Raw genomic sequence first — 24,844 nt, forward strand, 5'->3', positions numbered from 1 at the left:
CCCCGCAGCCGCTTTTGTGGCCTAGTCCGCCGTCCTCTGGACGAGACCCGAATCCACAAAAAACCCCCCGATTGCATGACCTCCGAACGCTACAACGCCCGCGATTCCGAGCCGCGCTGGCAACGCCAGTGGGACGAAAAGGCGATCTTCGCCTCGAAAAACGACGATTCCAGGCCGAAATATTACGTGCTCGAGATGTTCCCCTACCCGTCCGGGCGCATCCATATCGGGCACGTCCGCAATTACACCTTGGGTGACGTGCTGGCCCGGTTCATGCGCGCCAAGGGTTTTAACGTGCTGCACCCGATGGGCTGGGACGCGTTCGGGCTGCCGGCCGAGAACGCCGCGATCGAGCGCAAGGTCGCGCCCAAAGCCTGGACCTACGACAATATCGCCGCGATGAAGAAACAGTTGCGGTCGATCGGGCTGTCGCTGGACTGGTCACGCGAATTCGCGACCTGCGATCCCTCTTACTACAAGCATCAGCAGAAGATGTTTCTGGACTTCCTGCGCGCAGGGTTGGCCGAGCGCGAGAAGCGCAAGATCAACTGGGACCCGGTCGACATGACCGTGCTCGCCAACGAGCAGGTGATCGACGGCCGCGGCTGGCGCTCCGGCGCCGTGGTCGAGCAGCGCGAGATGAACCAGTGGGTCTTCAAGATCACAAAATACTCGCAGGAGCTGCTGGACGCACTGGACGGGCTGGACCGCTGGCCCGACAAGGTCCGGCTGATGCAGCGCAACTGGATCGGCCGCTCCGAAGGCCTGCTGTTGCGCTTCGCGCTCGATCCGGCCACGACGCCCGCTGGCGAAACCGAGCTAAAGATTTTCACGACGCGGCCGGACACGCTGTTCGGCGCGAAATTCATGGCGATCTCGGCCGATCATCCGCTGGCGATAGCCGCGGCGGCGAAGAATCCTGATCTCGCCGAGTTCATCGCGGACGTGAAGAAGATCGGCACCGCGCAGGAGATCATCGACACCGCCGAGAAGCAGGGTTTTGACACCGGCATCAAGGCCGTCCACCCGTTCGACCCGAGTTGGAAGCTGCCGGTCTATGTCGCGAACTTCGTGCTGATGGAATACGGCACCGGCGCGATCTTCGGCTGCCCGGGGCACGACCAGCGCGACCTCGATTTCGTCAATAAATACGCGCTCGGCGTAACGCCGGTGGTCTGCCCCGAGGGCCAGGACCCCAAGACGTTCGTCATTACCGACACCGCCTATGACGGCGAAGGCCGCATGATCAATTCCCGCTTTCTCGATGGCATGACCATCGAGCAGGCCAAGGAGGAGGTCGCAAAGCGGCTGGAAAATGAGATGCGGGGCAACGCACCCGTCGGCGAGCGGCAGGTGAACTTCCGCCTGCGCGACTGGGGTATTTCACGCCAGCGCTATTGGGGCTGCCCGATCCCTGTCATCCACTGCCCGAAATGCGACGTGGTGCCGGTACCCGACGATCAGTTGCCGGTGGTGCTGCCGGAGGATGCCACCTTCGACAAGCCGGGCAACGCGCTCGACCATCACCCGACCTGGAAGCACGTCATCTGCCCGAAATGCGGCGGCAAAGCCCAGCGCGAAACCGACACCATGGACACCTTCGTGGATTCGTCCTGGTATTTTGCGCGCTTCACCGATCCCTGGAACGAGAAGGCGCCGACCACGCCTGACGTGGCCAACCGGATGATGCCGGTCGACCAGTATATCGGCGGCGTCGAGCACGCGATCCTGCATCTGCTCTACAGCCGCTTCTTCACCCGCGCGATGAAGGCGACCGGCCATATCGGCATGGACGAGCCGTTCGCCGGCATGTTCACCCAAGGCATGGTGGTGCACGAGACCTACCAGAAGGCTGACGGATCTTACGTCACCCCTGCGGAAGTGAAGATCGAAGCCGGCGGCAACGGCAAGCGCGCCATCCTGCTGGAAACCGGTGAAAACATCACCGTCGGCCCGATCGAGAAGATGTCGAAGTCGAAGAGGAATACCGTCGACCCCGACGACATCATCGCGACCTATGGCGCCGATGTCGCGCGCTGGTTCATGCTGTCGGATTCCCCGCCCGACCGCGACGTGATCTGGAGCGACGAGCGCGTGCAGGGCGCCTCGCGCTTCGTGCAGCGGCTGTGGCGGCTGGTGAACGAATCGGCCGGGATCGCCAAAACGGCTCCGGCCGACCGGCCGGCCTCGTTCGGCGCCGATGCGCTCGGCTTGCGCAAGGCCGCCCACGGCGCGCTGGACAAGGTGTCGTCCGGGATCGAGCGGCTGCATTTCAATGTCTGCCTCGCCCATATCCGGGAATTCGCCAATGCGCTGGCCGAGGTATTGGGCAGGGACGGCAAGCCGGCCGCGGACACCGCCTGGGCGGTTCGGGAAGCCGCGACCATCCTGGTTCAACTGTTCGCGCCGATGATGCCGCATCTGGCCGAGGAGTGCTGGCAGGTTCTGGGGCAGTCCGGGCTGATTTCGGAGGCCAACTGGCCCCAAATCGAACGCGATTTGTTGGTTGAAGACACCGTGACGCTGGTGGTCCAGGTCAACGGCAAGAAGCGGGGTGATGTTACCGTGCCACGGGTCGCCCAAAATCCGGAAATTGAGGCTGCCGTTTTGTCGCTCGATGCGGTAAAACTCGCTCTCGGCGGCAAGGCCGTCCGCAAGGTAATCGTAGTTCCCATGAGGATCGTGAATGTCGTTGGCTAGGACCCGGATCGCCGTTCGGCTCATCGCCGTCGCCGCTCTGGCGGCGCTCACGGCCGGCTGTTTCCAGCCGATGTATGCCGAACGTAATGACGGCAAGCCCGGCCTGCGGGAAAAGCTGATGGGCGTGGAAGTCCCGCCGGTCGACAAGCCCAACGCTTCGCGCGAAGCCCGGATCCAGGTGGAGATCCGCAACGCGCTGGCGTTCAAGCTTTACGGCAACGCCACCGGCATGCCGCCGACCCATCGGCTGGTGCTGCGCTTTAGCACCACCCGCAACTCGCTCATGATCGATCCCGCCACCGCGCTGCCGTCGAGCGAAAATTACGGCATCGACGCGCAGTACAATCTGATCGACCTCGCCACCAACAAGTCGGTCATGACGGGCACGACCTTCTCGCGCGTGTCCTATGACATCCCCGGCCAGTTGCAGCGCTTCGCCCGCCAGCGTGCGTTCCGCGACGCCGAGGATCGCGCCGCCAACGAAATTGCCGAAAACATCCAGACCCGGCTGGCGTCGTTCTTCTACGCCGGCACCTGACGTTCCGTCATTCCGGGGCGTGCGAAGCACGAACCCGGAATCTCGCACAGCAACCTCTGGATTCCGGGTCCACGCGAAGACGCGTGTCCCGGAATGACGCCAAGAAAGGTCTGTCGTGGTCGCGCTCCGCGGAAAAGACATCGACGCCTTTCTCGCCCGGCCTGATGCCGGCCGCCCCATCATCCTGCTCTATGGTCCGGATGCCGGTCTCGTCCGCGAGCGCGCCGACGCGTTAATTGCCTCGGCGGTTGACGATCCCAACGATCCCTTTTCGCTGGTGCGGCTCGATGGCGACGACCTGTCGGCCGAACCGTCGCGGCTGGTCGATGAAGCCATGACGATCCCGATGTTCGGCGGCCGCCGCGCCATCCGGGTGCGCGCCGGCTCTCGCAGTTTCGCCAGCGGCGTCGATACGCTGGCCGATTCGCCGGTGAAGGATTGCCGTATCGTGATCGAGGCCGGCGAGCTGCGGCCGGAATCGCCGCTGCGCAAGGCCTGCGAGCGCGCCAAGACCGCGGTCGCTATCGCCTGCTATCCCGACACCGAGCGCGACCTTGCCCGATTGATCGACGAGGAATTGCGGACTTCCAATCTGCGCCTCGCCGCAGACGCCCGCGCCGTCCTGATGTCATTGCTCGGCGGCGACCGCCAGGCCTCGCGCAACGAGCTGCGCAAGCTTGCGCTCTATGCCCACGGCAAGGGCGAGATCGCCCTCGACGACGTCATGACCGTCGTCTCCGACGCGTCCGAGCTGAAGCTAGACCCGATCGTGGACGGCGCTTTTGCCGGCAGGCCGGACCTGGTCGAAAGCGAATTTGCCAAAGCCATGGTCGCCGGCACCTATCCCGGCGTCATCATCTCCGCCGCGCAGCGCCAGGCGGCATGGCTGCACAAATCGGCGCTCGCGGTGGCCGAAGGCACCCCCGTCTCGACCTTGCTCGAAAGCGGCTATCCGCGCCTGCATTTCTCCCGCAAGGGCGCCGTCGAAATCGCGCTGCGCAATTTCAGCGTAACGCGACTCGCCGCCATCATCGATCAGCTCGGAACGGCCGCGCTCGACATGCGCAAACAAGCCTCGCTGGCGTCAGCGATCGGGCTACGGACGTTGCTGTCGATTGCCGCGAACGCGAAGCGGCGGGGGTGAGGACGATGTTTCTCTCCTCTCCCTCGCCCCGCGCTTGCGGGGTCGAGACGAGCGAAGCTCGCTCTTAGAGGGTTGGGGTGAGGGGCTGCTTCCGCGAGTCCCGAACGACGCGAGACCTGTACCCCCTCACCCGGATTGCTTCGCAATCCGACCTCTCCCCGCAAGCGGGGCGAGGTCAAGAAGCGCTGCATTTCCTAGCCCCCCTTCGCCAGCCGCCGCATTACTTCGTCGAGCTGTTCGAGATTGCGATAGCTGATCTGGACGGTGCCGCCGGGGTCGCGGTGGTTGACGGTCACGGTGAGACCGAGGGCATCGCTGACGCGCTTCTCCAGCGCAATCGTGTCGGGATCTTTTGTCTTGCCGCCCGCGGCCCGCGCCTTTTGCGGCTTGCGTTCAGGGACGCCCTCCTCATGCGCCAGCGCCTCAGTCTGGCGGACGTTCAACCCCTCCTCGACAATGCGCTTCGCCGCGGCCAGCGGATCGGGCACGCCGATCAGCGCGCGGGCGTGGCCTGCCGACAATTGGCCGTTGGAAATAAAGGCTTGCACCTCCGCCGGTAGCTTCGTCAGCCGCATCATATTGGCGACATGGCTGCGGCTCTTGCCGACGTCCTTCGCGATCTCTTCCTGGCTGCGTTTGAACTCGTCGGCGAGCGCATGATAACCCTGCGCCTCTTCCATCGGGTTCAGATCTTCCCGCTGCACGTTCTCGATGATCATGATCTCGAGCGCGTCACTGTCGCTGACATCGATCGGAACGATCGGGACTTCGTGCAGGCTGGCGAGTTGCGCGGCACGCCAACGGCGTTCACCGGCGATGATCTCGTAGCGATCCTGCGCACCCTTTACCGGCCGCACCACGATTGGCTGGATCACGCCATGCTGCTTGACCGAATCGGCGAGCTCGCCGAGCTCGGCATCAGAAAAGGTCCGGCGCGGGTTACGCGGATTCGGTTTCAAAAATTCGATCGGCACCTTGCGCTGGTTGCGCGGCCGGTCGACATGCGCGGCCTCGCCGCCGACATCTCCGATCAGACTTGCGAGACCACGACCCAGTCGCGAACGCGTTTCGTCGGCCATCGCCGCCAACTCCCTAGGATTCACTTACGCTACTCCGGAACAGAATTCGGTTGACCGTAGGGTGGGCAAAGCGAAGCGTGCCCACCGATTTTCGCGACAGATCATGGTGGGCAAGGCGAAGACGCCTTTGCCCACCCTACGCCCGACTAATGCGTCCTCAGCTCACGCTCGCGCTGGATCACTTCCGTCGCAAGCTTCAGATAGGCTTCGCTGCCGACGCATTTGAGGTCGTAGACCAGCACCGGCTTGCCGTAGGACGGCGCCTCGGAGATGCGCACGTTGCGCGGGATCATGGTGTCGTAGACCTTGCCGCCCATGAACTGCCGCACGTCGGCGACGACCTGGTTCGACAGATTGTTGCGGGAGTCGAACATGGTCAGCACGATGCCGTGGATCGACAGGTTCGGATTGAGCGTCGAGCGCACCTGCTCCACCGTCTGCAGCAATTGCGAAAGACCTTCGAGCGCGAAGAACTCGCATTGCAGCGGCACCAGGATCGCGTCCGACGCCGCCATCGCGTTGACGGTGAGGAGGTTGAGCGACGGCGGGCAATCGATCAGCACATAGGTGTACTCGGTTTCCGGCGCCGCGTTCTTGTTCAGCGCGGCGATCGCATCGCGCAGGCGGAAGGCGCGGCCGGGCGTCGTGCCGAGTTCGAGCTCGAGGCCCGACAGGTCCATCGTCGACGAGGCGATGTGCAGCCGCGGCACCGCAGTGGCAACCACGGCGTCGCGCAGCGGCGCTTCGCCGATCAGCACGTCGTAGGTCGAGCAGTTGCGATTGCGGCGGTCGATGCCGAGACCCGTGGAGGCGTTGCCTTGCGGATCGAGGTCGACGATCAGCACGCGCTCGCCAATTGCCGCGAGCGCGGTGCCCAGATTGATCGCTGTGGTGGTCTTGCCGACGCCGCCCTTTTGATTGGCCAACGACAGGATGCGTGGATGGGGTGGCGGAGTGGGTTCTCTATCCTCTTGATATAACTCGTCTAATTCGCTCATGCCCGATCGCCATGTGTGATCGCGGAGGGGTTGCGCCGCTCGATCCGATCGAGTTCGACGATCCAGCCGTGCCCGCCCGTGCGGCTGGAATGGAGTCGCGGTTCAATATTCCAATATTTAGTAGCCTCGGTCAATTCAGCTTCTACATCTTGGCCTTTGAGAAACAAAGCTTTTGCGCCTTCTTTCACAAACGGTTCCGCAAAACCGACAAGCTGATGTAACGGAGCCAGTGCCCGCGCAGTGACGCAATCGACGCGACTGCCAATTCTATCCACACTATCCCCGATTCCCGCCAAATGCACGGTGGCAGCCGCAGAAGTTATGCGCACCGCCTCGCGCAGGAAGGCCGCCTTCTTGGCGTTGCGCTCGACCAAATGGACGTTGGCCCCCGGCGTCTCTGCCAGCGCGCAAGCCAACACCACGCCCGGGAAGCCGCCGCCGCTGCCAAGATCGACCCAGATCCTCGCCGTCGGCGCCAGGTCCAGCAGCTGCAGCGAATCGGCGACGTGTCGAGTCCAGAGATGCGGAAGCGTCGACGGCGCCACAAGATTTGTCTTGGCCTGCCACTCCACCAATAACGCTGTATAGCGGTCCAGTCGTGCTTCCGTTTCACGCGAAACGGGGGTGAGGGCCAAGGCCGCCGATCTATCGGATGGCAAGATCGGAGAGGCGTCTTGGACGGCGACTTTCGCCATGGGGGGTCTCGCTGAGCGTCATCTTCGGGCAATCGATGGGTGGAGCGACGCGATACCTATCAGCCAGGGCATGCCGGCATCGATGGCTATCGCTTCGCCCCACCCATGCTACATCAACGTTTCACGTGAAACAGATTCTTAACCCGTCGCCTTCGAAGTCTTCCGCCGCGCTTCCCTTCGGAGATAGGCCGCGAGAATTCCCAGCGCCGCCGGCGTCAAACCATCGAGCCGGCCCGCCTGCCCGACGGTCCGCGGCCGCGCCGCCTCGAGTTTGGAGCGTGCCTCGTTAGAGAGCCCGGGGACATCCGCGTAGTCGATATCGGTCAGGACCAGGCCCTCGTCGCGCCGGAAGGCATCGACGTCGGCGGTCTGGCGCTTGAGATAGACATCGTATTTGGCGTCGATCTCGAGATGCACGGCGATCGTCGGATCAATGGCCGAGAGCTCCGGCCAGATGCCGCGCAGCCCATCCCATTCGATATCGGGATAGGCCAGCAACTCAAACGCCGAACGCCGATGGCCATCCCGGTTGAGAGCCAGACCATGCCTGGCTGCTGCGTTGGGAGTCATCGTCAGCGACTTCGCCAATGCCTTGGCCGCAGCCAGCGCGGCCATCTTATCGCGATGGCGCTCTGAGCGCGCCTGCCCGACGCAGCCCAAGGCGATCCCCTTGTCGGTCAGGCGCTGGTCGGCATTGTCCGCCCGCAAGGTCAGGCGATACTCCGCCCGCGAGGTGAACATCCGGTACGGCTCGGTGATCCCGCGGGTCACGAGATCGTCGATCATCACGCCGAGATAGCCGTCTGCCCGATCGAACACGATCGGGTCGGCGCCTCCGGCTGCCAATGCCGCGTTCAGGCCGGCAACAATTCCCTGCGCCGCCGCCTCTTCATATCCCGTCGTGCCGTTGATCTGCCCGGCAAGGAAGAGGCCCGGCAGGCGCCTGGTCTGCAGCGTCGGTTCCAGTTCGCGGGGATCGACATGGTCATATTCGATGGCATAGCCCGGCCGGACCATCTTCACTCGCTCAAGCCCAGGAATGGTCGCGAGGATCGCGAGCTGAACCTCCTCCGGCAGCGAGGTCGAGATGCCGTTGGGATAGACGGTGGAGTCGTCGAGCCCTTCCGGCTCCAGGAAGATCTGGTGGCCGTCGCGATCGCCGAACCGGACGATCTTGTCCTCGATCGAGGGACAGTAGCGCGGACCGCTGCTCTTGATCTGGCCCGAGTACATCGGCGAACGGTGCACGTTGGCCCGGATCACCTCATGGGTGGCCGAGGTCGTCCGGGTGATCCCGCACTGGATCTGCGGCGTCGTGATCTGGTCGGTCATGACCGAGAACGGCTCAGGCGGATCGTCGCCGGGCTGCATTTCGACCGCGGACCAGTCGATGGTCGAGCCATCGAGCCGCGGCGGCGTGCCGGTCTTCAATCGGCCGAGCGTAAAGCCGACCCTCTCGAAGGAAGCCGAAAGCCCCATTGCCGGCGCCTCCCCGACCCGTCCGGCCGGCCAGTTCTTTTCGCCGAGATGGATGAGTCCCCGCAGGAAGGTCCCGGTCGTGATGACTACGGCACCGGCGGTGAGCTCCCGGCCCTCGCCCAAACGAATTCCGGTGACCCGGCCGTTCGCGACGATCAGCTCATCCGCCTCGCCCTCGATCACGCTGAGATTGTTGGTCTCCCGAACCGCGGCCTGCATGGCGGCGGCGTAGAGCTTGCGGTCCGCTTGGGCCCGCGGTCCGCGGACGGCCGGACCCTTGCGGCGGTTCAACATCCGAAACTGGATCCCGCCGGCATCGGCTACCCGGCCCATGAGACCGTCCAGGGCATCGACCTCGCGGACCAGATGGCCCTTGCCGAGTCCGCCGATGGCGGGATTGCAGGACATCGCTCCCACGGTCGCAAAGCGGTGCGTCACTAGCGCGGTTTTTTCACCCATCCGCGCAGCCGCACTCGCAGCCTCGCAGCCGGCATGGCCGCCACCGATGACGATGACATCGAAAGAATCCGCTCGGGAAATCATGCGGCGACTTCTATCTCGGAGTTCAAAAACGCGGAAGGAGAAATTGCCAAGGTTGTTTCACGTGAAACAGCGGAGCCCGGAATCGACCGAATGTTTCACGTGAAACAGGCGGCCATGGTTAAGGAAGTATTACTTACCTACACAGAACTCGCGGAAGATGACGTCGAGAATGTCCTCGACGTCCACACGTCCGAGCAGCCTTCCCACAGAGTGTGCCGCCAATCGAAGTTCTTCCGCCGCCAGCTCCTCCCCCTGCCCGACCACCGCGACACTGCAGCGAAGCGAAGTCGCCGTCTCCTGCAAGAGTTTCCGTTGCCGGGTTCGGCTGATCAGTCCGCCCTCGGTACCGCCAAAGTAGTGCTGGGCGAAATCGACCAATGCCGCGATCAGCTCCGGCACGCCATCGCCGCGGCTCGCCGAAATCTCGAAGCTCCCAAGGCCCGGCGTCCCAGCCTCGGCCAATGGCCGACCCGTTCCTTCGAGATCGATCTTGTTTCGCACCTTCCAGATCGGCGCGGCCCCACCGTGATCGATCGTCATCTGCGGCGAGTCGGAAAGCCACAATACGAGATCAGCATCCGCCGCGCGGGCCCGGGCACGACGGACGCCCTCCTGCTCGACCGGATCGTCGGTCTCGCGGATGCCCGCGGTATCGATCACCGTCACCGGGTAGCCGTCGAGATCGAGCTGCACCTCGATGACGTCGCGCGTGGTGCCGGCGTGCGGCGAGACGATCGCAACTTCACGGCGCGCGAGTTGATTCATCAGCGTCGACTTGCCGACATTCGGCGGCCCGGCGATCGCGACGACGAGACCATCGCGAAGCCGCTCGCCCCGCCCCTGCTCCGCAAGGACTTCCTCGATCTCAGCCAGCAGCGCTTTGACCTTCGCCAGCGCCGGTGCGATCAATTCCGCCGGCACGTCGCCCTCGTCCGAAAAATCAATCCCGGCCTCGATCAAGGCTGACGCCTCGATGATCCGCGCGCGCCAATCGCGCGCCTTGTCGCCGAGCAGTCCTTTTAACTGGCGCAGCGCCTGGCGCCGCTGCCGATCGGTGTCGGCATGGATGAGATCGTCGAGACCTTCGGCTTCCGTCAGATCGAGCTTGCCGTTCTCGAACGCGCGCCGGGTAAATTCGCCAGGCTCGGCCGGGCGAACCTCTTCGAATGCGGACAGCGCCGCGAACAAGGCCGCCAGCACCGCGCGTCCGCCATGGACGTGAAATTCCGCGACGTCTTCCCCAGTCGCGCTGGCCGGACCGGGAAACCACAACACCACCGCATCGTCGATCGGCCGCTGGCCGACATCCCTCAGCAGCGCGCGGGCGGCCGTTCGCGGCGATGGCAATTTGCCAGCCAGCGCGGTGAGCACTTTCCCAGCCTGCGAACCCGAGACGCGCACCAACGCGATCGCACTCGGTGGCCGGCCCGACGACAATGCAAAGATGGTCTGATCCCGCGGATGCATGGCCTATTTGTGCGGGCGGTTTTGAAAAGGCAACGCGATTCGATTCGGGGCTGAACGCGCGGGCGATACATCCGGTCTATCGCGGATAAGTGCGGCAAAGAATGCTACAAAATCCGGAGAGCGCCCTCCCCCCAGACACCCTGATCCAAATAAATATAATAAAATTCAATGTGTTATATAGTTAACCAAACTATAACGCCGATTTTTCGATGCTGTATTCGCATTGCAGCGACGGCCGGTATGAAAAAGGCGCCCCGCTTCCCGCGAGGCGCCCTCCTCCAAACCTGACCTGACGGATCAGGTGTTCATGGAATCGAAGAACTCCGAGTTGTTCTTGGTGTTACGGAGCTTATCGAGCAGGAAGTCGATCGCGTCCATCGTGCCCATCGGATTGAGGATCCGGCGCAGCACGTACATCTTCTTCAGGAGCTGCGGATCGGTGATCAGCTCTTCCTTGCGGGTGCCGGAGCGCGAGATGTCGATCGCCGGGAAGGTCCGCTTGTCCGAGACCTTGCGGTCGAGGATCAGTTCGGAGTTACCGGTGCCCTTGAATTCTTCGAAGATCACTTCGTCCATTCGGCTGCCGGTATCGACCAGCGCGGTCGCGATGATCGTGAGCGAACCGCCCTCCTCGATGTTGCGCGCGGCGCCGAAGAATCGCTTTGGCCGCTGCAGCGCGTTGGCATCGACGCCGCCGGTCAGCACCTTGCCGGATGACGGCACCACGGTGTTGTAGGCGCGGCCCAGACGCGTGATCGAGTCGAGCAGGATCACGACGTCGCGGCCGTGCTCGACGAGCCGCTTGGCTTTCTCGATCACCATCTCGGCGACCTGGACGTGACGCACGGCGGGTTCGTCGAACGTGGACGACACCACCTCGCCCTTCACCGAGCGCTGCATGTCCGTGACTTCTTCCGGACGTTCGTCGATCAGCAGAACGATCAGGTAGCATTCCGGATGATTGGCGGTGATGGAGTGCGCGATGTTCTGCATCAGCACGGTTTTGCCGGTGCGCGGCGGCGCCACGATCAGGGCGCGCTGGCCCTTGCCGATCGGCGCGACAATGTCGATCACCCTTGCAGAAAGGTCTTTTCGCGTCGGGTCCTCGAGCTCGAGGCGGAAGCGCTGGTCCGGAAACAGCGGGGTCAGGTTGTCGAAATTGACCTTGTGCTTGGACTTTTCCGGATCTTCGAAATTGAGCGTGTTGACCTTGAGCAGTGCGAAATAGCGTTCGCCTTCTTTCGGGCTGCGGATGTGGCCTTCGATGGTGTCGCCGGTGCGAAGGCCGAAGCGGCGGATCTGCGACGGCGAGACGTAGATGTCGTCAGGGCCGGGCAGGTAGTTGGCGTCGGGCGAACGCAGAAAGCCGAAGCCGTCGGAGAGAACCTCGACGACGCCTTCGCCGATAATGTCGATTTCCTGAATCGCGAGCTGCTTGAGAATCGCGAACATCAGCTCCTGCTTGCGCATGGTGCTGGCATTTTCGACCCCGTTCTCTTCCGCGAACGAGACGAGCTCGGCCGGCGTTTTCGATTTGAGGTCCTGGAGTTTCATTTCCCGCATTGGGGTGTCCTGTGGAGTGTTCTTTAGGGAAGGGGTGCGAGGTGGCTTGGAGAAAAAGCGGACACGAAAAATGGAAGGTCCGCAGGTCTAAGCAAGGAAAGCGCCGGTGAGGCTTCAAACCTGATGCGGCGGCCGGTCCCTTGAAGAAACCGGAACGTAACCGCATCCGCCTGCGTGGGGTGGGATTTCGACAATATAGAAAATCGGTCGGCGCTTCGCAAGCAGGAGAGAAAGCGCCGAATCGAAGAAAGCTGAGGCTAGAACGGCTTCACGATCACCAGGATGACGATAAAGACCATCAGAACGGTCGGCACCTCATTGATAATACGATAGAATTTCTGGCTTCTGGTATTCCGGTCGGCGGCGAAATCCTTAACCCAGCGGGAAAAAAAGCCGTGGACGCCCGAGAGGATCAGCACCAGCGTCAATTTGCCGTGGAACCAGCCGGATGTGTACCAATGCCCGCTCCAGGCCAGATAAAGCCCGGCCAGCCAGGTGACGATCATTGCCGGATTGATGATCGCCTTCAGCAATCGCCATTCCATCACCTTGAAGGTCTCGGACTGCTTCGATCCGACCTCGGCATCGCAGTGATAGACGAACAGGCGCGGCAGATAGAGCATGCCGGCCATCCACGAGATGACCGCGACCACATGCAGCGCCTTGATCCACGGATACGCCGTGATCGTGATCCACTCGTACATTGCTGTCGCCCGACCTTGCTCGTCCCCGAAACTTTCCAACGCTCGTAGCGTTGCGAAGGAGCGCTGCCAGCGAGGGGACGCAAGACATATCCGCAAAGCACCGCTTCTCTAAACTAATAATTTTAGAATCTTAGGTTTGAGTCTAAGTGACCGTGATTATGACTCACACAAAACGATCCCGAATGTTTGCGAGGCTTGTTCACAGCCATCCCCAATTTCGGCCGGACATTGCATCGTCCCGATAACGCCACGTCCATCAATTGCTTGCGCTGTTTCGTGGTCAGCTTATGAAGAGACAAATCCACACCTTCCCACTATCATGGCAGTGAGCGGGCGGACTTGCCCTCTCGCGGGGCCCCTGTGAAGAAATGTCCGGGTTATCCCTGACGCGGCGATCCAGGGCCTGATATCTCGGTTAAGGTCCACAGGATTCACAGGATTACACAGGGGTTCTGGTGCCCACGACCGGCAATTATTTTCATCTTCATCTGGTGTCCGACTCGACCGGCGAGACGCTGATCACGGTGGCGCGCGCGGTGGCTGCGCAGTACGCCAATGTGACCGCGGTCGAACATGTCTATCCGCTGGTGCGCAGTCAGAAGCAGCTTGATCGTGTGCTCGACGAGATCGAGGAGGCGCCGGGCATCGTGCTCTTCACACTGCTGGAAAAGGATCTGGTCGGCCGGCTGGAGGCCAAGTGCAGGGACATCAACATCCCGAGCCTTTCGATCATCGGCCCGGTGATGCAATTGTTCGAGGCCTATCTCGGCGCCGCCACGACGGGGCGGGTCGGCGCCCAGCACGTTCTGAACGCGGAATATTTCAAGCGCATCGACGCCTTGAACTACACCATGATCCATGACGACGGCCAGCACGTCGAAGGTCTGGAAGATGCCGACGTGGTTCTGGTCGGCGTGTCCCGCACCTCGAAGACGCCGACCTCGATTTATCTCGCCAACCGCGGCGTCCGCACCGCGAATGTGCCGCTGGTGCCGGGCATTCCGCTGCCGCACCAGCTGGAGACGTTGAAAAAGCCGTTGGTCGTGAGCCTTCATGCGACGCCGGAGCGGTTGATCCAGGTCCGGCAAAACCGGTTGCTGAGCATGGGCGCCGATACCCCCAACGATGATTACATCGATCGTCAGGCGGTGGCCGACGAAGTCGCCTACGCCCGGAAACTGAGTGCCAGATTCAGTTGGGCCCAGCTCGACGTGACGCGCCGCTCGATCGAGGAAACCGCCGCGGCCGTGCTGAAACTGTTCACCGATCGCCAGCGGCAGCGGCTTCCGGAATGACGCGGCTACGATGACGATCTGGCGCGGAAAAGAGCCATTGATCCTGGCGTCGCAAAGCCGTGCACGTCAGATGCTGCTTGCCAATGCCGGCATTTTCTTCGAGGCCGTTCCCGCTGATATCGACGAACGCGCGTTGCATAAGAATTCCGGCCTTTCCGCGCCCGGCGAAATCGCGGGCCTGCTGGCGCGCGAGAAGGCGTGCTTCGTATCGTCGAAAAATCCCGGCCGTTATGTCGTCGGCGCCGATCAGACGCTGGCTTTGGGAAACCGCCTGTTCAGCAAGCCGGCCGGCCGCGCGCAGGCGGCAGATCAATTGCGCCTGCTTGCAGGCCATACGCACGAACTGCACTCCGCCGTTGCGGTTGCCCGTGACGGCAAGATAGTGTTTTCCGATGTCGTTGTTGCCAGAATGACGATGCGGCGTTTGGACGAAAGCGAGATCGAAGCTTATCTGGATCAGGCCGGGCAGGCGGTCACGACCAGCGTCGGCGCCTATCAGCTCGAAGGGCTGGGCGTGCATCTGTTCGAACGCATCGAGGGTGACCACTTCACCATTCTCGGCCTGCCGCTACTGCCGCTGCTGGCGTTCCTGCGCGGCGAGGGCCTGCTCAATGTCTAGAATGGAAACGGCAATCTGATGCGGATTCTCGGACTGACCGGCTCGATCGGGATGGGAAAATCCACCACCGCAAAGCTGTTCACGGAGGCGGGCGTGCCGGTTTATGACGCCGACGCTGCCGTCCACAAAATCTATGAAGGCGAGGCGGCGCCGGCGATCGAGGCGGCATTTCCCGGCACGACCGTCGACGGCAAGGTCGATCGCGCAAAGCTGTCTGCCAGGGTGGTGCATGATCCTGCTGCGATCAAGCAGCTCGAGCAGATCGTTCACCCGATGCTCGGCGCCTCGCGCCGGAAATTCCTCGAAGATGCAGAACGTTCCGGCGCGCCGGTCGTCCTGATGGATATCCCGCTATTGTTCGAAACCGGCGGTGAGAAACGCGTCGACGCCGTCGTCGTGGTCTCAACCGATCCGGCGACGCAGCGCGAGCGGATTCTGGCGCGCGGCACCATGACATCAGAGGCGCTCGACGGCATTTTAGCGCGGCAATTGCCCGATGCCGAAAAGCGCAAGCGCGCGGATTTCGTGGTGGATACGTCGCATGGATTGGACCCGGTGCGCGCAGCCATCCGCGACATTCTGGCCGAGGTCGTTAAGATGCCGCAGCGGCGAACCTGATTCGCCTGTAGCTCCGGTTCCTGAAATCCATGCGCGAAATCGTTCTCGATACCGAAACCACTGGCCTCGACCCGCTACGCGGCGACCGCTTGGTCGAGATCGGCTGCATCGAGATATTCAACCGCATGCCGACGGGGCAGACCTTTCACCGCTACATCAATCCCGAGCGCGACATGCCGGCCGAAGCGTTTGCCGTGCACGGCCTGTCCAGCGAGTTCCTTTCCAGCAAGCCGCTGTTCACGGAAGTGGTCGAGGAGTTCCTGGAATTCATCGGCGACGCGCCGCTTGTGATTCACAACGCCTCGTTCGACATCAGCTTCATCAATGCCGAGCTCGACCGCATCAAGCGCCAGCCGGTTTCACGCGATCGCCTGGTCGATACGCTGCTGTTGGCCCGCCGCAAGCATCCCGGCGTGTCGAACCGGCTGGACGATCTCTGCTCGCGCTATGCGATCGACAATTCCCGCCGCGCCAAGCACGGCGCGCTGCTCGACGCCGAACTCCTGGCCGAAGTCTATATCGACCTGATCGGGGCGCGGCAGTCGCAACTGATCCTGGCGTCGGAAATGCGCGTCACTGTCAGCAACGGATTTGGCGAAACGCCGCGCCGGCAGCGCGAGGCGCCGCTGGCGCCGCGAATCACCGACGCCGACCGCGAAGCCCATCGCGCCTTCATCGCCACTTTGGGCGACAAGCCGATCTGGAACGACTTTCTGGGAGCCTAGCGGCGTTTGGCCGCTGGCTTGTTTAGCTCGGCTTCGCGCCGGAAGCGGCCTGTGCCGCAGCCTGCCGCTCCATGTTCTGGCGGTACAGGCCGACGAAATCGACGGGATCGAGCATCAGCGGCGGGAAACCGCCGTCGCGGACCGCGGTGGCGATGATTTCGCGCGCGAACGGGAACAACAGCCGCGGGCATTCGATCATGACCAGCGGGTGCAGGTTTTCCTTCGGCACATTGACGATGCGGAACACGCCGGCATAGGCGAGTTCGAAGCTGAACATCACCTTGCCGGCATTTTCAGCCTTGCCCTCGATCGAAAGCGTCACTTCGAACTCGTTGTCCGAGAGGTTATTCGCGGAAACGTTAATCTGGATGTTGATCGCCGGCTGCTGCTGTTGCGGCGCCAGCGAGGAGGGGGCGTTCGGATTCTCGAACGACAGGTCCTTGGTGTATTGCGCCAGTACGTTGAGCTGGGGAGGGGCCTGCTCGGGAGGCGCGCCGTTGCCGTTGGTCATGAAATCTCTCCTGAAGCTGGCGAGCGGAGCCCGTTTTCGTCTGAATTCGCTCGATCGGCGGGATGCCTTTTCCGGGCGAGTGGCTATCATAGCCCCGCCTCGTTCCACAAGGACGACGGAACGGCCGACTGGACCCTCGGCGAAATGTGGCGGATATGCCTAATACGGCCTCGCCGGTCGCTCAATATGTACCCTAAATAATTGAATATGCGTGATTTCCGGACACGATCGGGTTTCCCCTCGCCCCCAAACGCGCTACAATTCACCCGCGCCAAAACGCGCCATTGGCCGGGCGTAGTTTCATGCCTACATGCTGCAGTCTCAATCGATGATGTAATCTCTGCCGTTCTCAGGGAAAACTCGTAAGAGAGCTTCACATCAGGGAACGCTCGACCGCCGGGCCCGTTGCCGGCGTTAGAACCAGAAAGCGAATACGACGTGGATATTTACACCATCATCTTCCTGGCGCTGGCGGTCTTTATCTTCCTGCGCCTGCGTAGCGTCCTCGGACAGCGCACTGGAAGCGAACGGCCGCCCTATGATCGCGCCGCGCCCAATGTCGTGCAGCGAACGCAGGACAACAACGTCGTTCCGATGCCGGGTGCGGTGATCGATCAGGCGCCACTGGCGCCGAGCGCCGATGTCGCGCCGTCCGACCGCTGGAAGGGCATTGCCGAGCCGGGCACGCCGCTCGCCGCAGGCCTCGACGCCATTGCCGCCCAGGACTCCTCGTTCGATCCCAGGCACTTCCTCTCCGGCGCCCGCGGCGCCTACGAGATGATCGTGCTGGCCTTCGCCAATGGCGATCGCCGCGCGCTGAAGGATCTCCTGTCCAGCGAGGTCTATGAGAGCTTCGAGGCCGTGATCAAGGATCGCGAGAAGCACGAGCAGAAAACCGAAACGCGGTTTGTTTCGATCGACAAGGCCGAGCTGGTGGGTGCGGAAGCCCGCGATCGCGCGGCGCAGCTGACCGTTCGTTTCGTGTCGCAGATGATCTCGGTCACCCGCGACAGGACCGGCGCCATTGTCGATGGCAATCCCGATAAGGTCGCCGATATCACCGATGTCTGGACATTCGCCCGCGACACGAGCTCTCGCGATCCGAACTGGAAGCTGGTTGGCACTGGAAGCGCGGCCTGAGACGCGACGCCTTGCGGGGTTCGCGTTTGGCGTGATCGCTTTGGCGTGTTCGCTGGCTCCGGAGGATGCCCTTGCAGCGCGTCATGCGCGTTCGCAAAAGCCTTCGCATCCGCCGAACGTCCGTCATCTGCCGTATCCAGAGCTTGAATTGCCGTTTCAGATCAGCGGCGGCCAGTATGCGCCGGTCGCCTGGTCCGAGATCGCGGGATGGCGCGACGACGATCATCTCGCCGCCTACAAGGCGTTTCGCGTGAGTTGCCGACCGATATCGGCGCAACGAACGCCGCCGGCCGATCCGAAGGCGCTCGGCACCTCGTTGCGCGATCCCTGCCAGATCGCAAAAGGTCTGGAACTGTCCGACGGACTGAAGGCAAAGGCTTTCTTCGAGGAGCATTTTCTCCCCTTGCGCATTTCGCGGCTTGGCGAAGGCGAGGGCTTTGTCACCGGCTATTACGAACCCATCGTCGACGGCTCGCGGACGGAGAACGAGGTCTACAAGGTGCCGGTCTACCGCCGGCCATCCAATCTGTTCGTCCGCGGCACCACACAGAGCTCGGCCGGCTTGCCCAACAAGGGCCAGGTGTTCCGCAAGATCGGCCGCCGCAAGCTGGTGCCCTATTACGATCGGGCCGAGATCGAGGACGGCGCGATTGAAGGCCGCGGCCTCGAAATCTGCTGGCTGAAGGAACAGACCGACCTGCTGTTCTCGCAGATCCAGGGTTCGGCGCGGGTCAGCCTCGACGACGGCTCGACCATTCGCATCAATTACGATGCCCATAATGGCTATCCCTATACGGCGGTCGGCCGCATCCTGATCGAGCGCAACGTCATCCCCAAGGATCAGATGTCGATGCAGAAGATCCGGGAGTGGATGGAGGAGAATCCGAATGAGGCCGACGAACTGCGGCGGCAGAACAAATCCTACGTCTTCTTCCGCGAGGTGCAGCTTTCCGACAAGGACGAGGCGGTCGGCGCCCAGGGCGTGCCGCTGACGCCGGGCCGCTCGATCGCGGTCGACAAATCGCTGCATGTCTATGGCACGCCGTTCTTCATCGAAGGCGAGCTGCCGATCGAATCGGCGCTATCAAAGACGCCGTTCCGCCGCCTGATGATTGCGCAGGACACTGGCTCTGCCATCGTCGGTCCCGCGCGCGCCGATCTCTATTTCGGCGCCGGTCTCGAAGCCGGCAAGGTTGCCGGCCGCCTCCGCCACAATGCGCGCTTCGTCATCCTGGTGCCGAAGAGCCTCGATCCGGTGGCGCGCGGCCGCAAGATGCCGGTGCCGGACGATCGGCCGTCGGAGAAGATCGCAAAACTGTTCCCGCAAGTCGATCCGCTGAAGGATCCGAAGAACGCTGCGAAGCCGCCCGACGTGACCGCGGCGACCAACGCCAGGCCCGCGGCCCAGGCGGTACCATCGACGCCCGCCGCGGTCCCCTCGCAAGCCCCGGCGGTCCAGGCTGCCGTGGCGAAGCCGGTGCCGCTTCCAGAGCCGCGGCCCAAGGTTGAAGCGGTCTCGGTAAAGCCGCATCAGCGCCATCTGCGCCGATATCGCCATCGTCGATGAAACGCCGGCGATCTAACTTGATTCCCGAATTGCCGGAGCCGCCGCGACGCAAGCGCGACCTGAGCGAGGAGGACCGCGCGCTGTGGGAGAGCGTCGCCAAGCAGGTCAAGCCGCTGCGCAAACGGCACCGCGCCTCGAAACCGCCCGTCGCTGCAGTGGAAGGCGGGACCAAACTGGCGCCAAAGCCTGCCGCTTCGCCGAAACACATCACACCGGCGCGAATCGTTGCTCCTTCAAAGCCGGAGCCGCCGCCGCTGGCGCCGATCGGCCGCCGCGAGCGGTCGCATCTGTCGCGCGGGCGGAAGGAGATCGATGCCCGGCTCGACCTGCATGGCATGACGCAGACGCGCGCGCATCGGGCGCTGTTCGGCTTCCTGCAGCGCGCCCATCATGACGGGCTGACCTTCGTGCTCATCATCACCGGCAAGGGCAAGATGGGGGCTGAGTCCGAGCGCGGCGTGTTGCGCCGCCAGGTGCCGCAATGGCTCGGTCTGCCGGAATTCCGCTCGCTGGTGGTCGGCTTCGAGGAAGCCCATATCGGCCATGGCGGCGAGGGCGCCTTGTATGTGCGGGTGCGGCGGGCGCGGGTTTAATTCCATCAAAACGGCCGCACGATCCCGACACGCGGGATCAGAGTCACGATCCAGCCAAATGCCAGCGTCTTCCGATCATCCGACGATATTGGCGTCACGTCCTTCGAAGTAGGCAGCATCTTCACCGCGTGCAGGATCAGGAACAGGCACACCGCCCAGTTCGAAATCCAGCGGGAATAATCGAACACGATCGCAAACATGACGAGATAGCCAAGGCTGACCACGATGATCGCGGCGGTGACGATGTGGCGATGTGCGTCAACGGAAAGTGCTGCGATCAGATTGCGCAAATATCGCCAGAGCGGCGTGTGCAGCCAGATCAGCAGCGCAAACACCGGCACGCCGAGGATGTTGTGCGGCAGGCGAGCCCAGGTATCCCAAATTTCCTTCGAGAGCGGTTGGTACCAGATATAGCCAAAACTCAGCAGGTTCGCTTGCGACGGGTCGGCCATCCGGCTGCGCAAATGCGCGACGAACTCCGTCTCCGGCACTGGAACGGTGCCGTAGAATTGCGCGCCGATGAAAAGCACGCCCACCGCCCCGAGCGATGCGATGCCGACGGCGACGCTCTGTCGGCTGGTTCCGTGAACGAGATAATGACGCAACACCACGATGGCAGCGATCGCCGGCACATACATCAAGAGATGAATGTGGTGGATCAGCACGAGCACGATCGAGAACGCCGCGGCGAGCAATACATAGGCTAGCGAGCGCGCTGGGATCAGCAGCAGGCAGATCGCGAACAGGCATCCGTAAATGTCGAAGTGCCCAAGGGTGTGCATAAAATTCTTCAGGAAGAACGGCGAGCCCGCCATGAACACGAACAACGGCAAATGCTTTTCGTCAAAACCGAACGTCCGTCGGAAGAGCCGGACGAACAGCCCTGCCGTCACCAGCCACACCGTGCCAGCCAGCGCGAACACCAGCCACGCCGGCACCTTGGCCGTAAACAGCGAGACGACCGCGCCAATCAGGGCGCGTTTTGTAAAGCCGAAATGATAATCGACCAGCAGATGGATGTAGGGGACGTAAGGCGGCAACGCGATTTTGTGCCAGAACACCCCGATCAGCACGGCGGCATTGACGGCAAGCATCAAGCGCCAGGGGTTTTCCCATAGCCGCAAATTCAGATTCATCGTCGTCCCGGCCAAGCGATCTGGCACAACTGATGCCGTAGGGGGCCCGTCCACACCATCAACCACAGGCCGGCTTCACAGACGGGATAGCGGCCCCAGCGAGAGCACACAATGAACATTTGTGGCTATGGGTCCGTGCGTTCGCACGGACGACAACGGTTCGGGCAGTTGGACTACAAAATAAACCGGCTCAAATCGGCGTCCTTGGCGAGATCGCCGACGTGCTTCTGCACGTAATCGGCATCGACCTTGATGGTCTCACCATGGCGATCCGGCGCGGCGAACGAAATCTCGTCGAGCACGCGCTCCATCACGGTCTGCAGCCGGCGGGCGCCGATGTTTTCTACGGTCGAATTGACGGCGACCGCGATGTCGGCCAGCGCGTCGATGGCGCCGTCGGTGATGTCGAGCGTCACGCCCTCGGTATGCAGCAGCGCGACATATTGCTTGATCAGCGACGCCTCCGGCTCGGTCAAAATCCGGCGCATGTCGTCGCGGGTCAGTGCTTCCAGCTCGACGCGGATCGGCAGGCGGCCCTGCAATTCCGGCAACAGGTCCGAGGGTTTTGCGATATGAAACGCGCCGGATGCGATGAACAGGATGTGATCCGTTTTGACGGCGCCGTGCTTGGTCGTGACCGTGGTGCCTTCGATCAGCGGCAGCAGGTCGCGCTGCACGCCCTCGCGCGAAACGTCGCCGCCGAGGCGGTTTTCGCGCACGCAGATCTTGTCGATTTCGTCGAGGAATACGATGCCGTTGTTTTCGACCGCAGCGATCGCTTCCAGCACCAGCTGGTCATTGTCGAGCAGCTTGTCGGATTCCTCGTTGACGAGGATTTCGTGCGAGCTTTCGACTGTCAGGCGGCGGGTCTTGGTTCGCCCGCCCATCTTTCCGAAGATGTCGCCGATCGAAATCGCGCCCATCTGCGCGCCCGGCATGCCCGGGATTTCGAACATCGGCATGCCGCCGGAGGATTGCGTTTCGATCTCGATTTCCTTGTCGTTGAGCTCGCCGGCGCGCAGCTTCTTGCGGAAGGAATCGCGGGTGGCGGGGCTCGACGCCGGTCCGACCAATGCGTCCAGCACACGCTCTTCGGCGGCCTGCTGCGCGCGGGCCTGCACGTCCTTGCGCTTGCGCTCGCGGACCTGCACGATCGCGACTTCGACGAGGTCGCGAATAATCTGCTCGACGTCGCGGCCGACATAGCCGACCTCGGTGAACTTGGTGGCCTCGACCTTGATGAAGGGCGCGTTGGCCAGCTTCGCCAGCCGCCGCGCGATCTCGGTCTTGCCGACGCCGGTTGGCCCGATCATCAGGATATTTTTTGGCAGCACCTCTTCGCGCAAGCTGCCGGTGAGTTGCAGCCGCCGCCAGCGGTTGCGCAGCGCGATCGACACCGCGCGCTTGGCGTCGGTCTGGCCGACGATGAAGCGGTCGAGTTCGGAGACGATTTCACGGGGAGAAAAGTCGGTCATTCGTCCATCTTATACGGATAGGGTTGGTTGCGGGAGGCGACGGGTGAGCGCCAACGGTGTCAATTTCAATATCCCGGCTCGCAGTGGCTTCCATCCGGCGCTGAGCAAGAGCACGAAAGCACCGAGCACAAGGAGCGTGAGCGGGGTCGTCATATCGGAGAGCCCCACTTGGCGGATCAGGGTCCAGAATGCAACTCCGGCGTAGGCGAGGCCGGATACCAGCAGAGCGCGGCGGTCGATCAAGACTGCAACAAAGCTCAATGCCAGAAATACAGCCATGATGGCGACGGCCGTCCCGGGAGAGAGTTTGGACGCGTCAGTCACCATTCCCTTGATCAGCGAGTGAACTATCAAGGGCGATGCAAGTAGGTGAAGCCAGAAGGCGACGTCGGTTCGTCGCGTCAGTCGCTCCGGATCGGCGATATCGAAGCGCATCGCCAACGCGAATACGGCAAGACCGCAAGCAAAAATGACGACATTATACGCGACGGGCGGTAACTCCGGCGTCAGCCCATGAACCAGTCCGACGACCGTGCCTGTCAGCGCGCAGCAGCCCGCCGCGATGGTGATGGGCACCCGAAAGCGCCAATAGTGCACCGCCGTCGCCAACACGGTCACAAAAGCGGCGGCCGCCACCATCGTCGGCTCGTATCCGTTGAGGCCCAACATGCCCGCAGGGGTCTGCAGATGGATGTTGGCCCTCGCATCCGTGCCGAAAAATGTATTCGTGCCCAGGAATACGGCCGCCGCAAAGACGACCAGAAGAACGATGCTCGGCAACGCCATGCGCCGAAGCCGGGTGAAGAACTCCGCAAGCAGCCATGCCATGATGGCGATGGTGATCCACATCCCCAGTGGGCCGCCAGATCGCGACCCAAAATACCCTGTCGCTCCAATGAACAAGGCAAGGCCAATAGTGACAAAGATGTCGCTGAAACCGCTGATGAAACGAAGCTGTTCGTCGTCGGGCGAGGCGGGCAATTCCGGCGGCTCGCCGGCAGTTTCCAGCGCGCGCAGGCGTTCGGCCTGTTCGGCCGTGATAATGCCGCGCTCAACGCCCTTCTCCAAAATCTCGCTTGCAATCATCGACACTGGACCTCTGGCGTTAAGTAAGCCGGATCAGGGCTGTCGCAAGCAGCCGATGCAATCGGGCTAGATGATCGGCGGCCCACTTTGCCACAGCTTGATCGCCTCGAAGGGGTGAATCAGCATGATGATGTTGAGCGTCAGATTGTCACGAATGTGGAGCGCCAACACGAGTTCGAACAGCAGCGCCAGTGCCACGGTGATGGCGACCGGGAGCTTTCTTGCCAGCAGAAAGCCGCCGATCATCGCAACCGAGTCGGAGATCGAGTTGACGATGGTATCGCCGAAATAATCCAGCGAGATCGTGCCGGCGCGGTAGCGATTGATGATCCAGTCGGAATTCTCGACCAGTTCCCAGCCGCCCTCGACCAGCATGGCAAGGATCAGGCGGCCCTGCCAGGCGAGGCGCGGGAAGGCGAGCAAGGCTGCGCCGTAGAACAGGATGCCGTGCAGGATGTGCGACAGCGTGTACCAGTCGGCGATGTGCTGCGAGTTCTCCGAACTCTGCACCACGCCGTGCCAGAGTTTTACGTAGCCACAGGCGCAGATCGGCAGGCGGCCCATCCCGTACAGGATCGCGGCTTGAGCTGCGAGAATGCAGGCTGCGATCAAGGTCCAATGCCAGGCCGAAAGCGCGCGGATGACCGGGGCTTTGTCGATGCTGCTGGTAGAGGTCATGCGTTGCGGACCATCAATAGGGCTGGGCCATCAGGTGTATCGACCATACCAACTTTTTCAAAGCCCGCCTTCTCGTAGGCGCGAATAGCGCGGGCATTGGCCGGATCGGGATCGGTGACAATGCGCGGCGTACCATTCCTTAGGCGCTCGTCGACGAAGGCGCGAATGAGCGCCGAACCATGGCCGCGTTCGATCATGTCGGGCTCGCCGATGAACAGGTCGATGCCGCGGGTGCCGCGCGGATGTTCGCCAAAGCCCGAATTCCACGCAGTCAGGTCGTAGCACTGTAGATAGGCGAAATCGTTGCTCCCCGCCGAGACGATGAACTGCTCCATCGCGGGTTCATCGAGGTCGCCGCTGACGAGATCATATTGCTCGGACGGATCGCCCCACCATTGCACGACATGCGGCTCCGCCAGCCAACGCCGGACCAGCGGTAGATCTGCAGATGTCATCGGGCGGAAGGCATAGTCCGGCGCCATGACCGGCGG

The 24,844-nt window shown here is 62.6% G+C and carries 23 protein-coding genes; 10 read left to right on the forward strand and 13 right to left on the reverse strand.

Annotated elements, in window-relative coordinates:
• Window positions 1-75 precede the first annotated feature (75 nt).
• The 3 genes from leuS to holA all read left to right on the forward strand — a co-directional run bounded on the left by leuS (window position 76) and on the right by holA (window position 4,382).
• The gene (leuS, locus tag V1293_RS23500) at window positions 76-2,700 is read left to right on the forward strand and encodes a leucine--tRNA ligase (RefSeq protein WP_334512607.1); all 2,625 of its coding nucleotides are present in this window, start codon (window positions 76-78) and stop codon (window positions 2,698-2,700) included.
• Window positions 2,687-3,238, forward strand: coding sequence for an LPS assembly lipoprotein LptE (gene lptE / locus V1293_RS23505; protein ID WP_334512609.1), 552 nt, complete (start codon window positions 2,687-2,689; stop codon window positions 3,236-3,238). The genes leuS and lptE overlap by 14 nt, the downstream gene beginning before the upstream one ends.
• Window positions 3,239-3,353: 115 nt before the next feature.
• Complete coding sequence (holA, locus tag V1293_RS23510) at window positions 3,354-4,382, forward strand: DNA polymerase III subunit delta (RefSeq protein WP_334512611.1); 1,029 nt, start codon at window positions 3,354-3,356, stop codon at window positions 4,380-4,382.
• A 194-nt stretch (window positions 4,383-4,576) separates the two neighbouring features.
• On the opposite strand, the gene V1293_RS23515 is transcribed toward holA, so the two are convergent.
• From V1293_RS23515 to hemJ, 7 genes are all read right to left on the reverse strand, one after another.
• The gene (locus tag V1293_RS23515) at window positions 4,577-5,461 is read right to left on the reverse strand and encodes a ParB/RepB/Spo0J family partition protein (RefSeq protein WP_334512612.1); all 885 of its coding nucleotides are present in this window, start codon (window positions 5,459-5,461) and stop codon (window positions 4,577-4,579) included.
• Between the two features lie 146 nt (window positions 5,462-5,607).
• On the reverse strand, window positions 5,608-6,459 hold the full coding sequence (locus tag V1293_RS23520) for a ParA family protein (protein WP_334512614.1): 852 nt from the start codon (window positions 6,457-6,459) through the stop codon (window positions 5,608-5,610).
• Window positions 6,456-7,154: a 16S rRNA (guanine(527)-N(7))-methyltransferase RsmG gene (gene rsmG, locus V1293_RS23525; RefSeq protein ID WP_334512616.1), complete on the reverse strand. Its 699-nt coding sequence runs from the start codon at window positions 7,152-7,154 to the stop codon at window positions 6,456-6,458. Before rsmG ends, V1293_RS23520 begins: the two co-directional genes overlap by 4 nt.
• Before the next feature lie 138 nt (window positions 7,155-7,292).
• Window positions 7,293-9,176, reverse strand: a complete 1,884-nt coding sequence (gene mnmG, locus V1293_RS23530; protein ID WP_334512618.1) for a tRNA uridine-5-carboxymethylaminomethyl(34) synthesis enzyme MnmG — start codon at window positions 9,174-9,176, stop codon at window positions 7,293-7,295.
• A 129-nt stretch (window positions 9,177-9,305) separates the two neighbouring features.
• Window positions 9,306-10,643 (reverse strand): tRNA uridine-5-carboxymethylaminomethyl(34) synthesis GTPase MnmE, encoded by a 1,338-nt coding sequence (gene mnmE, locus V1293_RS23535; RefSeq protein ID WP_334512620.1) that lies wholly within the window; start codon window positions 10,641-10,643, stop codon window positions 9,306-9,308.
• Window positions 10,644-10,940: 297 nt separating this feature from the next.
• Complete coding sequence (gene rho / locus V1293_RS23540; protein WP_108520089.1) at window positions 10,941-12,206, reverse strand: transcription termination factor Rho; 1,266 nt, start codon at window positions 12,204-12,206, stop codon at window positions 10,941-10,943.
• Between the two features lie 257 nt (window positions 12,207-12,463).
• Window positions 12,464-12,910 carry a protoporphyrinogen oxidase HemJ gene (hemJ, locus tag V1293_RS23545; RefSeq protein ID WP_334512622.1) on the reverse strand — a complete coding sequence of 149 codons (447 nt, stop codon included), beginning with the start codon at window positions 12,908-12,910 and terminating at the stop codon, window positions 12,464-12,466.
• 455 nt (window positions 12,911-13,365) lie between these two features.
• Here hemJ and V1293_RS23550 point away from each other — a divergent pair, with 455 nt between their 5' ends.
• From V1293_RS23550 to dnaQ, 4 genes are read left to right on the forward strand one after another with little or no spacing between them, the layout of a single operon-like run.
• Entirely contained in the window at window positions 13,366-14,205 is an 840-nt protein-coding gene (locus V1293_RS23550; protein WP_334512625.1) for a pyruvate, water dikinase regulatory protein, read from the forward strand.
• A gap of 10 nt (window positions 14,206-14,215) precedes the next feature.
• Window positions 14,216-14,824 (forward strand): Maf family protein, encoded by a 609-nt coding sequence (locus V1293_RS23555; RefSeq protein WP_334512627.1) that lies wholly within the window; start codon window positions 14,216-14,218, stop codon window positions 14,822-14,824.
• Window positions 14,825-14,842: 18 nt separating this feature from the next.
• A complete protein-coding gene (coaE, locus tag V1293_RS23560) occupies window positions 14,843-15,442 on the forward strand; it encodes a dephospho-CoA kinase (protein WP_334512629.1) in 600 nt (199 codons plus the stop codon).
• 29 nt (window positions 15,443-15,471) lie between these two features.
• Window positions 15,472-16,167 (forward strand): DNA polymerase III subunit epsilon, encoded by a 696-nt coding sequence (dnaQ, locus tag V1293_RS23565; RefSeq protein WP_334512631.1) that lies wholly within the window; start codon window positions 15,472-15,474, stop codon window positions 16,165-16,167.
• Between the two features lie 22 nt (window positions 16,168-16,189).
• On the opposite strand, the gene secB is transcribed toward dnaQ, so the two are convergent.
• On the reverse strand, window positions 16,190-16,678 hold the full coding sequence (secB, locus tag V1293_RS23570) for a protein-export chaperone SecB (RefSeq protein WP_334512634.1): 489 nt from the start codon (window positions 16,676-16,678) through the stop codon (window positions 16,190-16,192).
• Window positions 16,679-17,116: 438 nt separating this feature from the next.
• Here secB and V1293_RS23575 point away from each other — a divergent pair, with 438 nt between their 5' ends.
• From V1293_RS23575 to V1293_RS23585, 3 genes are all read left to right on the forward strand, one after another.
• The gene (locus V1293_RS23575; protein ID WP_334512636.1) at window positions 17,117-17,818 is read left to right on the forward strand and encodes a Tim44/TimA family putative adaptor protein; all 702 of its coding nucleotides are present in this window, start codon (window positions 17,117-17,119) and stop codon (window positions 17,816-17,818) included.
• Window positions 17,819-17,966: 148 nt separating this feature from the next.
• Window positions 17,967-19,385: an MltA domain-containing protein gene (locus tag V1293_RS23580; RefSeq protein ID WP_442894269.1), complete on the forward strand. Its 1,419-nt coding sequence runs from the start codon at window positions 17,967-17,969 to the stop codon at window positions 19,383-19,385.
• The gene (locus tag V1293_RS23585) at window positions 19,382-19,978 is read left to right on the forward strand and encodes a Smr/MutS family protein (protein WP_334512641.1); all 597 of its coding nucleotides are present in this window, start codon (window positions 19,382-19,384) and stop codon (window positions 19,976-19,978) included. Before V1293_RS23580 ends, V1293_RS23585 begins: the two co-directional genes overlap by 4 nt.
• A 5-nt stretch (window positions 19,979-19,983) precedes the next feature.
• Here V1293_RS23585 and V1293_RS23590 read toward each other — a convergent pair whose 3' ends face one another.
• From V1293_RS23590 to V1293_RS23610, 5 genes are all read right to left on the reverse strand, one after another.
• Window positions 19,984-21,114: a hypothetical protein gene (locus tag V1293_RS23590; RefSeq protein WP_442894270.1), complete on the reverse strand. Its 1,131-nt coding sequence runs from the start codon at window positions 21,112-21,114 to the stop codon at window positions 19,984-19,986.
• A gap of 173 nt (window positions 21,115-21,287) precedes the next feature.
• Window positions 21,288-22,589: an ATP-dependent protease ATPase subunit HslU gene (gene hslU / locus V1293_RS23595; protein ID WP_334512643.1), complete on the reverse strand. Its 1,302-nt coding sequence runs from the start codon at window positions 22,587-22,589 to the stop codon at window positions 21,288-21,290.
• 9 nt (window positions 22,590-22,598) lie between these two features.
• The gene (locus tag V1293_RS23600; RefSeq protein WP_334516872.1) at window positions 22,599-23,675 is read right to left on the reverse strand and encodes a hypothetical protein; all 1,077 of its coding nucleotides are present in this window, start codon (window positions 23,673-23,675) and stop codon (window positions 22,599-22,601) included.
• Between the two features lie 66 nt (window positions 23,676-23,741).
• Entirely contained in the window at window positions 23,742-24,353 is a 612-nt protein-coding gene (locus V1293_RS23605; protein ID WP_334512645.1) for a DUF2585 domain-containing protein, read from the reverse strand.
• Entirely contained in the window at window positions 24,350-24,835 is a 486-nt protein-coding gene (locus V1293_RS23610) for a GNAT family N-acetyltransferase (protein ID WP_334512647.1), read from the reverse strand. Before V1293_RS23610 ends, V1293_RS23605 begins: the two co-directional genes overlap by 4 nt.
• Window positions 24,836-24,844 lie beyond the last annotated feature (9 nt).

It is taken from the genome of Bradyrhizobium sp. AZCC 1693 (genome assembly GCF_036924745.1).
Lineage (GTDB): Bacteria > Pseudomonadota > Alphaproteobacteria > Rhizobiales > Xanthobacteraceae > Bradyrhizobium.

Coding starts and splice junctions, on each gene's coding strand:
- leuS (WP_334512607.1), top strand. CDS start 76: ATGACCTCCGAACGCTACAACGCCCGCGATTCCGAGCCGCGCTGGCAA.
- lptE (WP_334512609.1), top strand. CDS start 2,687: ATGTCGTTGGCTAGGACCCGGATCGCCGTTCGGCTCATCGCCGTCGCC.
- V1293_RS23515 (WP_334512612.1), bottom strand. CDS start 5,461: ATGGCCGACGAAACGCGTTCGCGACTGGGTCGTGGTCTCGCAAGTCTG.
- V1293_RS23520 (WP_334512614.1), bottom strand. CDS start 6,459: ATGAGCGAATTAGACGAGTTATATCAAGAGGATAGAGAACCCACTCCG.
- rsmG (WP_334512616.1), bottom strand. CDS start 7,154: ATGGCGAAAGTCGCCGTCCAAGACGCCTCTCCGATCTTGCCATCCGAT.
- mnmG (WP_334512618.1), bottom strand. CDS start 9,176: ATGATTTCCCGAGCGGATTCTTTCGATGTCATCGTCATCGGTGGCGGC.
- mnmE (WP_334512620.1), bottom strand. CDS start 10,643: ATGCATCCGCGGGATCAGACCATCTTTGCATTGTCGTCGGGCCGGCCA.
- rho (WP_108520089.1), bottom strand. CDS start 12,206: ATGCGGGAAATGAAACTCCAGGACCTCAAATCGAAAACGCCGGCCGAG.
- hemJ (WP_334512622.1), bottom strand. CDS start 12,910: ATGTACGAGTGGATCACGATCACGGCGTATCCGTGGATCAAGGCGCTG.
- V1293_RS23555 (WP_334512627.1), top strand. CDS start 14,216: ATGACGATCTGGCGCGGAAAAGAGCCATTGATCCTGGCGTCGCAAAGC.
- coaE (WP_334512629.1), top strand. CDS start 14,843: ATGCGGATTCTCGGACTGACCGGCTCGATCGGGATGGGAAAATCCACC.
- dnaQ (WP_334512631.1), top strand. CDS start 15,472: ATGCGCGAAATCGTTCTCGATACCGAAACCACTGGCCTCGACCCGCTA.
- secB (WP_334512634.1), bottom strand. CDS start 16,678: ATGACCAACGGCAACGGCGCGCCTCCCGAGCAGGCCCCTCCCCAGCTC.
- V1293_RS23585 (WP_334512641.1), top strand. CDS start 19,382: ATGAAACGCCGGCGATCTAACTTGATTCCCGAATTGCCGGAGCCGCCG.
- V1293_RS23590 (WP_442894270.1), bottom strand. CDS start 21,114: ATGAATCTGAATTTGCGGCTATGGGAAAACCCCTGGCGCTTGATGCTT.
- hslU (WP_334512643.1), bottom strand. CDS start 22,589: ATGACCGACTTTTCTCCCCGTGAAATCGTCTCCGAACTCGACCGCTTC.
- V1293_RS23600 (WP_334516872.1), bottom strand. CDS start 23,675: ATGATTGCAAGCGAGATTTTGGAGAAGGGCGTTGAGCGCGGCATTATC.
- V1293_RS23605 (WP_334512645.1), bottom strand. CDS start 24,353: ATGACCTCTACCAGCAGCATCGACAAAGCCCCGGTCATCCGCGCGCTT.
- V1293_RS23610 (WP_334512647.1), bottom strand. CDS start 24,835: ATGGCGCCGGACTATGCCTTCCGCCCGATGACATCTGCAGATCTACCG.